This window comes from Micromonospora humidisoli (assembly GCF_016900955.1).
In the GTDB taxonomy this organism is placed as follows: Bacteria; Actinomycetota; Actinomycetes; order Mycobacteriales; family Micromonosporaceae; genus Micromonospora; species Micromonospora wenchangensis.
The window spans coordinates 59,411-72,047 of record NZ_JAFEUO010000005.1; the positions used below are offsets into that span (position 1 = coordinate 59,411).

The window sequence follows — 12,637 nt, forward strand, 5'->3', positions numbered from 1 at the left end:
GGACCATGCTCGCACACATGTTCGAAAAATTGTGCTGAGCTGCCTGAACCGGGGTCAGCGCCGGGCGGTGGCGGAGGGCGGGGCGCTGCCGCCCCGGGGCGCCTCCCCGGCCATCAGCCGGGTGATCTCCGCCCGGTCGGCCGCCGACGGCAACCCCCACTGCGGCTGGTAGCCGTAGACCTCCCGCAGCGGCCGGGCCGAGGTCCGGCCGTCGAGGATCTCGACCGCGTCGGTGTCGATCAGCCCCGGGTGCTCGACCCCGCACGCCTCGGCCACCTTGACCAGGTCCCGGCGCAGGGTGCCGATGTAGTTGGCCGCCCGTACCGACTTGCGCGCCGGGTCCAGGCCCCGGGCCAGCCAGGCGTTCTGGGTGGCCACGCCGGTGGGACAGGTGTCGGTGTGGCACTTCTGCGCCTGGATGCAGCCGATCGCCAGCATCGCCTCCCGGCCCACGTTGACCAGGTCGCAGCCGAGCGCGAACGCCACCACGGCATTGTCCGGCAGGCCCAGTTTGCCCGCGCCGACGAACACGGTCTGCTCGTGCAGCCCCCGCTCGGCGAAGGTGCGGTAGACCCGGGCAAAGCCCTGCTGGAACGGCAGCGACACCGAGTCGGTGAAGATCAGCGGGGCGGCGCCGGTGCCGCCTTCGCCGCCGTCGACGGTGACGAAGTCGACGCCCCGGCCGGTGTCGCGCATCAGCGTGGTCAGCTCCTCCCAGAACCCCAGGTCGCCGACGGCGGACTTGATGCCGACCGGCAGCCCGGTCTCGGCGGCCAGCAACTCCACCCAGTCCAGCAGGCTGTCGCAGTCGGAGAACTCGGCGTGCCGCGACGGGCTCACGCAGTCCTGCCCGGGGGTGATGCCCCGGGTGGCGGCGATCTCGGCGGACACCTTCGCCCCGGGCAGCAGCCCGCCCAGGCTGGGTTTCGCGCCCTGGCTGAGCTTGATCTCCAGGGCGCGCACCGGTGCCCCGGCGACCAGGTCGCGCAGCCGGGCGAGGTCGAACCGGCCCCGGGCGTCGCGGCAGCCGAAGTACGCCGTGCCGAGCTGGAAGACCAGCTCGCCGCCGTGGCGGTGGTACGGCGACAGCCCGCCCTCGCCGGTGTTCTGCAGGCAGCCGGCCAGCGCCGCCCCCTGGTTGAGGGCGGACACCGCGTTGCCGGACAGCGAGCCGAAGCTCATCCCGGAGATGTTGACCACCGACCCGGGACGGAACGCCTTCGCCCGTCCGCGTGGCCCACCGAGCACCTTGGCCGCCGGCAGCCGTACGTCGTGCCCGGCGGTCGGAACCGACGACGGTACGGTCCGGGCGAACGTGCGGTGTTTGATGATCGGGTAGCCGGGGCTGCGTTCGATGTCGTTGTCGGTGCCGAACCCGAAGTAGTTGTTCTCCTGCTTGGCCGAGGCGTAGATCCACCGCCGTTGGTCCCGGGTGAACGGCCGTTCCTCGTCGTTGCCGGCGACGATGTACTGGCGCAGCTCCGGCCCGATCGCCTCCAGCAGGTACCGGGCCCGCCCGACCAGCGGGAAGTTGCGCAGCAGCGCATGGTCACGTTGCAGGACGTCGCGGGCGGCGAGGCCGGCGACGGCGGCGGCGATCACGGGTGCGGTGCGGCGGGCCCACGTCATGCCGGCCACATTCTCCGCTGCCGCCGCCGCCCAAACGCCCCTGGCCGCGTGGCGGGTGGTCAGCGCCGCAGCGACTGCCGCACGATGCCGCCGACCAGCGCGCACCAGGTGTCGGTGGAGACCCGGCCGGTGCGGGGCAGGCCGTGCAGCGCCTGGAGGTCCTGCACGGCGCGGCGGGTGGCCCGGTCGTAGCTGCCGGTGACGGTGACCTCGGCGTAGCCCTTCCAGTTCAGGATGAACTGCACCGCCTGCACCGGCAGGCCGGTGGCGTCGCGGTCCAGTTCCGGCGCGAGGGTCTCCCAGGTGGGGGCGGTCAGGGTGGCGTCGACGTCGACCGGGATGCCGTTGCGGGCCTGCCAGTCGCCGACCGCGGCGACGGTGGCGGCGTCGAACGTGCCGCTCGGGGTGACCGGATAGCCCCGGTGGGCGAGCAGGTACTGGGCGACCTGGACGCCGGGGGCGTTGACGAAGCGCCACAGGTCGGGCCAGCGGCGGGCCGGCACGTCGGTCAGCCGGGTGCCGAGCCGGCGGAAGACCTCCCGGCGCACTGCCGGAAAGAGGCGGTAGAACTGCGCGCCGGGGCACTGGGTGACGCGGAAGTCCCAGTGGCCGAAGATGTCGTGGGCGTGCAGGCCGTACTGCCGGCAGATGGTGGTGCAGAGCCGGACCAGGGAGTCGAGCAGCGCCTGCGGCGGGGTGTCGGTGACGTAGGTGCCCTCGTTCTCGATGCCGATGGCCCGGCCGTTCTCGCCGGGGCAGTGCGCCGAGACCATCTGCCGGTCGCCGGCCCGCAGCCGTTCCAGGCTGCCGTGCCGTCCCTCCAGGACGTACCCGCCCCGGCTGATGGTGAAGTGCTGGCCGGTGTCGGACCAGCCGTTGCCGTCCATGTGCAGGTCCTGGCAGTCGTGGGCCAGGGTGACCGCCTGCTCGCGGGAGTAGTCGGTGACGTTCGGGAAGGCCATGTGGTGCACGATGATCTTGTTGGTGGGGATGGTGCTGACCGACAGTGGGTCGGCCGGCGGGCGGGCGTCCCACCCGTCGCAGCCGATGATCCAGTCCAGGTCCGCGCCGGGGGCGGCGGCCCGGGCGGCGTCGGGCAGGGCCAGGTCGGACCCGACGACCGCGACGGTGGCCGCGCCGAGGCCGGCCCGCAGCAGCGTACGACGGTCGAGAGCGGGGCGTACGACGGACATGGCATCTCCTCGGCGGCCGGCGACGGCGCTGGCGCGGACGTGAAAACTAGCTCCAGCGATTTCGCGTGAGATGGAGGATATTGCCACCTCGGCGGTCGGCGCTAGAGGGCGTCATCGATCGATTCTGCCCATCGTGGCGGTGTGCCGGGCAGAACTGTCCGAATTTCCTGCCGTCGGGGGCGGTCCCGGGTCGGCCGCTCAGTCGGCGGCGGCGAAGCCGTCCAGGGCGGCCAGCAGGTGCCGCCGGGTCTGCGCCGTGCCGAAGTGCCCCGCCCCCTCGACCACGTGCAGGCGCGAATCCGGCCAGGCCCGGTGCAGCTCCCAGGCGGTGGCCAGCGGGCTGCCCAGGTCGACCCGGCCGTGGATCAGCACCCCCGGGATGCCGGCGAGCCGGTCGGCCCGCCGGATCAGCTCACCCTCGGCCAGCCAGGCCCCCTGCGAGAAGTAGTGCGCGCAGATCCGCACCATCGCGGTCCGCTCGGCCGACGGGCGGTCGCCGTACGGGTTGCCCACCCCCTCGGCGGAGACCACCGCGTCCTCCCAGGCACACCAGTCCAGCACGGCACGCTCGCGCACCGCCGGGTCCGGGTCCGCCAGCAGCCGGGCGTACGCGCCGACCACGTCGTCGTCCGGGCCGACGCCGCCGCCGGCGAGGAAGCGTTCCCACTCGCGCGGGAAGTACCGCCCGACGCCCCGGTAGAGCCAGTCGATCTCCGACCGGCGGGTGGTGGTGACCGCCGCGATCACGATCGCCGACACCCGTCGGGGGTGCCGCTGCGCGTACGCCAGCAGCAGCGTCGAGCCCCACGACCCGCCGTGGAGCAGCCACCTGTCGACGCCCAGGTGCGCACGCAGCCGCTCCATGTCGGCGACCAGGTGCGCGGTGGTGTTGTGCCGCAGGTCGGTGGCCGGGTCGGCGGCGTGCGGGGTGCTGCGCCCGCAGTTGCGCTGGTCGAACAGGACCACCCGGTAACGGGCCGGGTCGAAGTACCGCCGGGCCAACGGGCCGCAGCCCGAGCCCGGTCCACCGTGGACGACCAGCGCGGGCCGGCCGGCCGGGTTGCCGCAGACCTCCCAGTAGACCTTGTTGCCGTCGCCGACGTCGAGCATGCCCTGGTCGTACGGCTCGATCGGCGGGTAACGCTCGTCCATCGGTGGGCCTCCCCGGGCGATATACAACAGCACTGTTACATTACGGCATGCCCGACGACGCGTCCGACCCCGCACTGCTCGGCACCCGGCTGCGGCACCTGCTGGAACTGCTCGACGGCGACGTCGCCGCCTGCTACGCCGACCTCGGGCTGCCCGGCTTCCGGCCCCGCTACACCCCGGTGCTGATGGCGCTGGACCGCCTCGGCCCGGCGTCGATCCGTACCCTGGCCCAGGCGACCGGGGTGACCCACTCCGCGGCCAGCCAGACCGTCGCCCGGATGGCGGCCGACGGGCTGGTCACCCTCGCCCCCGGTGTCGATGCCCGGCACCGCGTCGTCACCCCCACCGACCGGGCCCGGGACCTGCTTCCCGTCCTGCATGCCGAGTACGCCGTCACCGCTGCCGCCGCCCGCCGGTTCGAGGCGGAACTGCCCTACCCGCTGAGCCGCCTCGTCGACGAGGCCCTGGCCGCGCTGCGGCGACGGTCGATGCGGCAACGCGTCGCCGACGTCGCCCCGCAGTTCGCCGGCCCGACCGGCCACGACCCGGGGTCACCGGCCGGCGGCCCCGACCGGTGACCGGAACCAATCTCCGGAGCCGGACGTCCGGCCGCGCGGAAACAACCGTTGCGCCGATGGACCGCAGCTCGACCCGGGTAAGAATGATCAGTGTGGCCCTGACCTGTGACCAGTCCCGGCGGACCGGAGAGGCCGGCGGGTGACCGGCGACTGGCGGTTGTCCGGCTACACCCCGGTACGGCAGCTCGGCACCGGCGCGTCCGGGCGGGTGCTGCTCGCCACCCACGACGCCACCGGCACCCCGGTCGCCATCCGCTACCTCACCCCGTCCCTCGGCGACGACCCCGCCTTCCGGCTGGCCTTCCGGGAACAGGCGCGGCTGCTGGTCGACGTGGACGACCCGCACGTCTGCCGGCTCTTCGAGTACGCCGAGTCGCACTCCGCCGCCGCGATCGTCGCCGAGCTGGTCAACGGGGTGACACTGCGCCACCTGCTGCGCGCGCACGGCCCGGTCCCGCCGGAGGCCGCGCTCTGCGTCCTCAAGGGCTCGCTCGCCGGCCTCGCCGCCGCGCACGCCCGGGGCGTGGTGCACGGCGACCACCGGCCGGAGAACGTCCTGGTCACCCCGGACGGGCGGTGCAAGCTCACCGACCTCGCCATCGTCCTGCCCACCGCCATCGGCCGCCGGCTGGCCCCCGAACAGTGGACCGGGGCCCCGGCCGAGCCGGCCGGCGACATCTACGCCGCGACCGCCACGTTCGTCGAGTGCCTCACCGGGCGACCCCCCTACGACGGGCGGGACCAGGCCACCCTGCGCGCCCAGCACAGCGCCGCGCCGATCCCGGACGTCCCGACCCCGGCACCCGTGCACGACCTGCTGCGGCACGGGCTGGCCTGGTGCCCCGCCGACCGTACCCAGCCCGCCGAGATCTTCCTCGCCGAGCTGGAACACACCGCCGCCCGCTCGTACGGCGGGGAGTGGGAGGAGCGTGGCCGGCGTCAGCTCGCCCAGCGGGTCGCGCTGCTCGCCGCGTCCCTCCCGCTACCCGACGGGGGCCCCGGAGCCGGTGACCCGGTCGACGCCCCCGACGCGGGGCCGGACCCGACCCGGCGCGGCGGCCCGCGTAGCGTCCTGGTCGGGGTGGGCCTGACCGCCACCCTGCTGGTCGGTGTCGTCGCGCTGGGCGTCGCCGCCGGCCGGTCCGGTCCGCTCACCCTCGCCGACGGCACCGCCGGGCCGGGAGCGACCGCCGCCGCCACCCGCAGCCCCGCGCCGCTGGCCGCCGCGCCGGCGATCACCGTCGTGCCCGCCGAGCCGAGACCCACCCCCACCCCGGCGGCGAGCACCACCGGCGCGTCGCCCAGCACCGCCCCGACCCGGTCCGCCGCCGCGACCACCACCCGGGTACGCACCCCGAGCCCTGCGCCGCCGACGACGCCGAACGTCCCGCTCCTGCCGCCGGACGTGTCGCCGCCGACGGTGTCCACACCCGACGTCAGCCCGATCACCGTGGCGCCGCAGGGCTGCCCCGACGCGGTCACCGCGACCACGGTCACCGCGACGGTGGTCGACGACCGGGCCGCCGGCGACCTGCTGCGGGTGGTCTTCCGGTACACCCTCGACGGTGTCACCCGGACCGTCGGCATGGACCAGACCGCGCCTGACGTCTTCCAGGGTGCCCTCGGTGACCTGCCGACGCCCCCGGCGCTGACCCGGATCCCGGTCCAGGTCGTCGCCGTCGACGACGCCGGCAACGCCTCGGCGCCCACCGGCGCGGTGGTGGTGTCGCTGTTGCCCGCCTGCACGTCGAGCTGACCGGGACGGCCCCGCGCCGGGATGCCCGGCCGGACCGCCGGGTTTCCGTCGACCGGGTCGGGGGTAGCTTCGGGGGCCGACCGAGCTGACGGTGGAGGACCACGGATGACAGACAAGTTCAGCGATGCGGTGGGCGACGCCCTGCGGGCGGTGATGCTCTTCCTGCCCAAGGCGGTCGCCTTCGTGGCGATCCTGGTGGCCGGCTGGCTGATGGCCAAGGCCGTCCGCAGGATCGTCGACAAGGTGCTGGAGCGGGTGCACTTCGACCGGGCCGTCGAACGGGGCGGGATCAAGACGGCGCTGGCCCGTTCCCGCTACGACGCCAGCGACATCGTCGCCAAGCTCGCCTACTACGGGGTGCTGCTGGTGACGCTCCAACTCGCCTTCGGTATCTGGGGTCCCAACCCGATCTCCGACCTCATCGCCGGGGTGATCGCCTGGCTGCCCCGGGCGTTCGTCGCGATCGTCATCGTGGTCGTCGCCGCCGCGATCGCCAACGCGGTCAAGGACATCATCAGCAGCGCGCTCGGCGGGCTGTCCTACGGCCGGGTGCTGGCCAACATCGCCTCGGTGTTCATCCTCGGCCTGGGCGTGATCGCCGCACTCAACCAGATCGGCGTGGCCACCGCGGTCACCACGCCGGTGCTGGTCGCCGTGCTCGCCACCGTCGGCGGCATCCTCGTCGTCGGGGTCGGCGGTGGACTGATCCGCCCGATGCAGGCCCGCTGGGAGTCCTGGCTGACCCGTGCCGAGCAGGAGTCGCGCACCATCGCCAGCCACGCCCGCGCCTACCAGGCCGGCCGGCGTGACGTCGAGGCCCGGCTGGACCCGTACGCGGAGGCCGAACGCACCCAGCCGGTCCCCACCGCCACGCCCACCCCGCCCGCGCCGGTTTCCACCACGCCGCCTGCGGCGGTGGACGACGACGCCGAGCGTACCCAGGTGGTGACCCGCCCCGACGACGTCGAGGCGACCCAGGTCGTGCCACGCCAGGCCGGACCGGCCGACGGTCCCGCCACCGACAGCGAGGCCACCATGGTCATCCCGCCGGTGGACCCGGAGATCCCCCGCCGCTGACCGTGCCGCGCGACGGGGCGGACGCCGGAGCAGGCTCCGCCCCCGTCGGCAGGCGGACCCCGCGCCGGGGCCGCGCCACCGGCCGCAGCCGGCTAGCATCGGGCGCATGACCTGGCGATGGTGATCCGGCACTGAGGGCCGAAACCGTGGACCGCCACGGACGCCGTACCTTCCGCGTCCGTCACGTCCCGGGAAAGGCCCTGATGAACCCCCTCTCCGTGCGGGTGCCCGACACCCGTGTCCGCAGGCTGTCCGCCACGCTCTACGGCTACCTGTTCCTCAGCGATCTCGTCCTGCTCTACCCGGTGTACGTCCTGCTGTTCAGCGACACCGGGCTCACCGTCGGGCAGATCTCCGCGCTCTTCGTGATCTGGTCGGTGACCGCGATCGTGCTGGAGGTCCCCTCCGGGGCCTGGGCCGACGCGGTCTCCCGACGTCTGCTGCTCTGCCTCGCGCCGCTGCTCACCGGGGGCTGCTTCGCCCTGTGGGTGCTGGCCGGGTCGTGGTGGGCGTTCGCGCTCGGTTTCGTCCTCTGGGGAGCCGGCGGCGTGCTCGGCTCCGGTGCCCTGGAGGCGTTGGTCTACACCGAACTCGACAGGCTCGGCGCGGCAGCCCGCTACGCCCGCACGATGGGTCGGGGCCGGACCGCCGGCATGCTCGGGGTGCTCGCCTCGCTGGGCCTGGCCGGCCCGGTCCTCACCGCCGGCGGGTACCGGGCCGTCGGTGCGGCGAGCGTGCTGTCCGCCGTCCTCGCCGCGGCCGTCGCCACCCGCTTCCCGCGACACCGACCCGCCCCGCCACCGTCCGCCGTGTCGTGCGACGAGGTCGGGCCGGGCTGGTGGGCGAGCCTGCGCGCCGGCCTCGTCGAGACCCGCGCCGATCGACGGGTACGGGCGGCCGTGCTACTCGTCCCGGTGGTGACGGCGGTCGGAGGCACCCTCGACGAGTACACCCCGCTGCTGGCCCGCGACACCGGCGTCGCGGCGTCCACGGTGCCGCTGCTGCTCCTGCCGGTCTGGATCGGGATGACCGTCGGCGGCCTGCTCGCCCCGGCGGCCCAACGCCTGACCGACCGCGGCTACGCGGCGCTGCTCGCGCTGGCCGCCGTCGCCCTGGCCGCCGGGGCCGCCGTCCGGCATCCGGGGGGCTTCCTGCTGCTCGGGGTGGCGTTCTGCGCGCTGCAACTCGCCACCGTGCTCGCCGACGCCCGCCTCCAGCACCGGATCACCGGTCCGGGACGGGCCACCGTCACCTCGGTTGCGGGCATGGGCACCGACCTGGCCATGGTCGTGGTCTACGCCGGGTACGCGCTGGTCGCCGCGAGCGGCGGGCACCCGGTGGCGTTCGTCGCGGCGGCCGTGCCGTACCTGCTGGTGGCCGGGGGTTTGGCGGTGTCGGGCCGGGCCGGGGAGCGGCCGACGACGCCGGTGACGCGGTGAACCGCCCCCGGCCGGGAGCGGGCGCCGGCGGCGGTGCCGCGATCAGTCCGGTAGCGCGTCCAGGTAGACCCAGGTGCCGTCCTCGCGGACGAACCGGCTGTGCTCCGCCATCGTGCCCGGCTGCCCTGCCTCGCGGTAGTGGGCGCGGAACGTCACCGTGCCCGTGGTGTCCAGCAGGCCGCCGCGCGTGCTGTCGACGATCTCCAGCCGGGTCCACCGGGTGCCCGGATCGAGGTGCAGCCGGCGTGGCCGGGTCGTGGAGTGCCAGCTGCGCAGCAGGTAGTCGGCATCACCGACGACGAAGGCGCTGAACCGGGAGCGCATCAACGCCTGCGCCGTGGGGGCCGTGCCCTCGCCGGCGTGCAGCGGCCCGCAGCACTCGTCGTACGGCAGGCCGGTGCCGCAGGGGCAGGGCCGTTGCGATGCGTGTTTCGCCACCCGCCCATCCTGCCGTAACCGTCGCACGGGCCGACCCGGGGTCGGCCCGTGCGGGTACGGCGGTCAGGAGGCGTAGCCGCGGCTGGCGATCCAGTCGCCGAGGTCGTCGACGTCGATGCGGTAGGAGGCGGTGTCCGGGTTGGCGGAGTCGGCGATGGTGACGGTCCGCCCGCCGTCGTGGTAGCCGGTGACGCTGATGTAGTGGCCGCCCTCGAAGGAGTGGGTGTTGCCGTCGGTGTCGGTGGCGGTGCCGGCGATGTTGGCGACCACGGCGCGGCCGTCGTCGACGGCGCGGACGATGTCGGCGCGCAGCCTGTCGGTCTGCTTGTCGTCGGCCTTGCTGCTGCGGATCTCGGTGCTGCGGTACGCGTCGCGGCCGGTCTCCCGGTTGAGCACCGGGGTGATGTCGTTGATGCTGTCGGTGCCATCCTCGGTGGTGCCCATGTGCTTGGCCATGGTGTCCACGTCGATGTTCTTGCCCTGGACGCTCAGCGCGTTACGGGCGGCGGCCGGGCCGCAGTAGTAGAAGTTCGGCTGCGCCTCGTAGTCGACCTTCAGCTCGCGCTCGCCGGCCGGCCGGCGGTCGGCCTGGAGGGCGGCGGGACGGTCGGTCCCGGCGACGTGGGCGGCGATCGCGGGGCCGGCGACGCCACCGGCGGTGGCGGCCAGGCCGGCGACGGTCAGGGCGGTCTTGCGCAGGATGTCGGTACGCATGGGGATGCTCCTCTGCGTCGGGGGTGCGGTGGACGCGCTCGGGGGAGAGCGCGTCGCGGAAGTCAGAAGGGAAGCGCGCGGCGGTCGGGGGGACCTGCTCGGGCGTCCGGGGGAGGTGTAACCAACCCGGTGGCGACCGCATTCCGTGGTCGGTGTTCCGGGGCCTGCTCCCCACGGGGAGCGGCGGTGGTATGCCAGGTACAACGCCCCGGCCCTGGCGACGATTCCGCCGTGGGGGTGGCCCCGGCCACGCGACACCGGTCCCGGAGGCGACATGTCGGCGGCGACCGGGCGCCCGGCCGGCCCGCCCACCGGACACCGACGGCGACGTCGCCCCGTACCGGGCGGCGGGCCGCGCCGGCGGACGGTGGCGACCGGCGCGAACCCGACATTCCGCGCGCACGGTGAGTGCCCGGGACGAACGTCCGTCCTCGCCCCGTAGGCGGCGGCGGTCCATCGCTAGCCTGGGCGGTCATGAACGTCGCACAGCGGGACAGCCGGCGGCACCGGTGAGCCCCACCCAGCGCCTCCTCGACCCCGACCAGGTCCGTCGGTACGTCGCGGCCTCCCTCGGGCCCGCCGTCCGGGTCACCGGCTGCGGTCCGCTCAGCGGCGGCGGGTTCGCCGCCGTCTGGTGGGTCCGGCTCGACGACGGGCGTGCCGTGGTGCTCAAGGTGGGGCCGCCCCCGTCGGTGCCGCTGCTGCGCTACGAACGCGACCTGATCGCCGCCGAGGCACGCTACCTGCGGCTGGTGGCGGCGCACGCGCCGGCCGTGCCCGTGCCACCGCTGCTGCACCACGGCAGTGACCCGACCCTCGGGGACTGGCTGCTCACCGGCCACCTCCCCGGGCGGATGCTGTACACCCTCGTCGCCGACGGCGTGCCGGTCGACGAAGTCTGGACGGGGTTGGGCACGGCGTTCGCCGCCCTGCACCGGGTGACCGGCGACCGGTACGGCTACGACGGCGGTCGGGCCGCCGGCCCGACCTGGCGGTCGGCGTACACCGCGATGGTGGACGACCTGCTCGCCGACGCGGCGGACTGGGCGGTGCCGCTGCCGCTGCCGGCCGACCGGCTGCGGGCCCTGGTCGCCAGGCACGCCGGGGTGCTGGACGTGGTGCGCCGTCCGGCGCTGCTGCACTTCGACGGCTGGGCGGGCAACGTCCTCGCCGTGCCGGACCCGGACGGCGGGCACCGGCTCGGCGGGCTGGTCGACGGTGAGCGTTTCCTGTATGGCGACCCGCTGCTGGACCTGGTGTCGCCGCTGCTGTTCCGCCGCGCCGAGGACACCCCCGACGACCCGTTCCTGCGCGGCTACCGCACGGCCGGGGCGCGGGTGGCGCTGGCCGAGCCGGGGGTACGCCGCCGGCTCGGCCTCTACCGGCTCTACCTCTACCTGCTGATGACGGTGGAGGCGCCCAGCCGGGAGATCACCGTGGACACCGAACCCGACCGGTTCCGGATCCTGGCGCGGCTGCTCGACGAGGAACTGTCCGCCCTGGACGGGCCCTGACCGGACGGCGGGTCAGAGCCAGCCGGAGCGGCGGAACAGCCGGTGCAGGGTGAACGCCGCCGTCGCCATCAGCGCCAGCGCGGCCGGGTAGCCGTACCGCCAGGACAGTTCGGGCATCCGGGCGAAGTTCATCCCGTAGACCCCGGCGACCGCGGTCTGGGTGGCGGCGATCGCCGCCCACGCCGCGATCTTGCGCATGTCGTTGTTCTGGTCGACGGCGAGTTGGGCCAGCCGGGACTGCAGGAGCGAGTTGAGCAGCTCGTCGTAGGTGGTGATCCGGTCGACCGCCCGGGTGAGCCGGCCCTCCACGTCGACGTACCACCGGCGCAGCCCCGCCGGTAGGCCGCCGTCGGGCCCGGTGACCAGGGCACGCAGCGGCTCCTGGAGCGGCAGGACCGCCCGCTTGAACTCGACCAGTTCCCGTTTGAGCTGGTAGATCTGCTGGATGTCGGCGGCGTGGTCGGGGGCGAAGACGGTCTCCTCGACGCGTTCCAGGTCCCGTTCGAGGTGGGCGGCGACCTCCAGGTAGAGGTCGACCATCCGGGCGGTCACCGCGTACGCCACCGCCCACGGGCCCTCGGCGAGCAGCGACGGGCGGCCCTCGATCGCGCGGCGGACCGGCGCGAGGGCACCTGACGCGCCATGCCGGACGGTGACCACGAACCGGTCGCCCAGCAGCACCATCACGTCGCCGGTGTCCACCACGTCGGAGGTCGCGGTCAGCTCACCCTGGGCGACGTAGGCGGCGGTGCGCAGCACCAGCAGGGTGACCGGGCCGTGCCGCTGCACGGTGGGGCGGTGCCCGTCGGCCAGCGCCTGCGCCACGGTCAGCTCGTCGAGGCCGAAGACCTGCCCGACGGCGGCGAGCACCGCCGCGCCCGGGTCGTGCAGGCCCAGCCAGACGAAGGCGTTGCGGCCGCGCCGGGTGCGGGCGTACGCGTCGGCGTAGTGCGGCCGGCCGGCCTCCCGGCGGCCGTTGACGTAGACCGCGCAGTCGACCACGGCGTCCGGGTTGGACCGGCGGGCCGGCCTGCCGGGGGTGTCCCCGGGGCGTCGGCGCAGCCGGCCGACCAGGGTGCCGAGCCGGGGCCCGAGCAGGGTCGTCAGCGCTCGCCGCTCCACCGGACACCTCCGCCTCGCCGCCCGT

The 12,637-nt window shown here is 74.6% G+C and carries 11 protein-coding genes; 5 read left to right on the top strand and 6 right to left on the bottom strand.

Annotation, left to right across the window (positions count from 1 at the left end; translation table 11 throughout):
- Positions 1–54: 54 nt before the first annotated feature.
- The 3 genes from JQN84_RS18960 to pip all read right to left on the bottom strand — a co-directional run bounded on the left by JQN84_RS18960 (position 55) and on the right by pip (position 3,974).
- Positions 55–1,629, bottom strand: a complete 1,575-nt coding sequence (locus tag JQN84_RS18960; RefSeq protein WP_204959726.1) for an FMN-binding glutamate synthase family protein — start codon at positions 1,627–1,629, stop codon at positions 55–57.
- Positions 1,630–1,688: 59 nt separating this feature from the next.
- Complete coding sequence (locus JQN84_RS18965) at positions 1,689–2,822, bottom strand: peptidoglycan recognition protein family protein (protein ID WP_204959727.1); 1,134 nt, start codon at positions 2,820–2,822, stop codon at positions 1,689–1,691.
- A gap of 198 nt (positions 2,823–3,020) precedes the next feature.
- Entirely contained in the window at positions 3,021–3,974 is a 954-nt protein-coding gene (gene pip, locus JQN84_RS18970; RefSeq protein WP_204959728.1) for a prolyl aminopeptidase, read from the bottom strand.
- Positions 3,975–4,021: 47 nt separating this feature from the next.
- Here pip and JQN84_RS18975 point away from each other — a divergent pair, with 47 nt between their 5' ends.
- The 4 genes from JQN84_RS18975 (at position 4,022) to JQN84_RS18990 (ending at position 8,824) form a co-directional block, all read left to right on the top strand.
- The gene (locus JQN84_RS18975) at positions 4,022–4,552 is read left to right on the top strand and encodes a MarR family winged helix-turn-helix transcriptional regulator (RefSeq protein WP_204959729.1); all 531 of its coding nucleotides are present in this window, start codon (positions 4,022–4,024) and stop codon (positions 4,550–4,552) included.
- A gap of 139 nt (positions 4,553–4,691) precedes the next feature.
- Positions 4,692–6,308: a serine/threonine-protein kinase gene (locus JQN84_RS18980; protein WP_204959730.1), complete on the top strand. Its 1,617-nt coding sequence runs from the start codon at positions 4,692–4,694 to the stop codon at positions 6,306–6,308.
- Between the two features lie 105 nt (positions 6,309–6,413).
- A complete protein-coding gene (locus JQN84_RS18985; RefSeq protein WP_204959731.1) occupies positions 6,414–7,385 on the top strand; it encodes a mechanosensitive ion channel family protein in 972 nt (323 codons plus the stop codon).
- 203 nt (positions 7,386–7,588) lie between these two features.
- Positions 7,589–8,824, top strand: coding sequence for an MFS transporter (locus tag JQN84_RS18990; protein ID WP_204959732.1), 1,236 nt, complete (start codon positions 7,589–7,591; stop codon positions 8,822–8,824).
- 42 nt (positions 8,825–8,866) lie between these two features.
- Here the strand turns inward: JQN84_RS18990 and JQN84_RS18995 are convergent, their stop codons facing one another.
- Positions 8,867–9,262 carry a YchJ family protein gene (locus JQN84_RS18995; RefSeq protein ID WP_204959733.1) on the bottom strand — a complete coding sequence of 132 codons (396 nt, stop codon included), beginning with the start codon at positions 9,260–9,262 and terminating at the stop codon, positions 8,867–8,869.
- 63 nt (positions 9,263–9,325) lie between these two features.
- Positions 9,326–9,976: a C39 family peptidase gene (locus tag JQN84_RS19000; protein ID WP_204959734.1), complete on the bottom strand. Its 651-nt coding sequence runs from the start codon at positions 9,974–9,976 to the stop codon at positions 9,326–9,328.
- A gap of 509 nt (positions 9,977–10,485) precedes the next feature.
- On the opposite strand from JQN84_RS19000, the gene JQN84_RS19005 reads away from it, so the two are divergent.
- Positions 10,486–11,490 (top strand): phosphotransferase family protein, encoded by a 1,005-nt coding sequence (locus tag JQN84_RS19005; protein ID WP_281897412.1) that lies wholly within the window; start codon positions 10,486–10,488, stop codon positions 11,488–11,490.
- A gap of 12 nt (positions 11,491–11,502) precedes the next feature.
- Here the strand turns inward: JQN84_RS19005 and JQN84_RS19010 are convergent, their stop codons facing one another.
- A complete protein-coding gene (locus tag JQN84_RS19010) occupies positions 11,503–12,612 on the bottom strand; it encodes a magnesium and cobalt transport protein CorA (protein ID WP_307821321.1) in 1,110 nt (369 codons plus the stop codon).
- Positions 12,613–12,637: the final 25 nt, after the last annotated feature.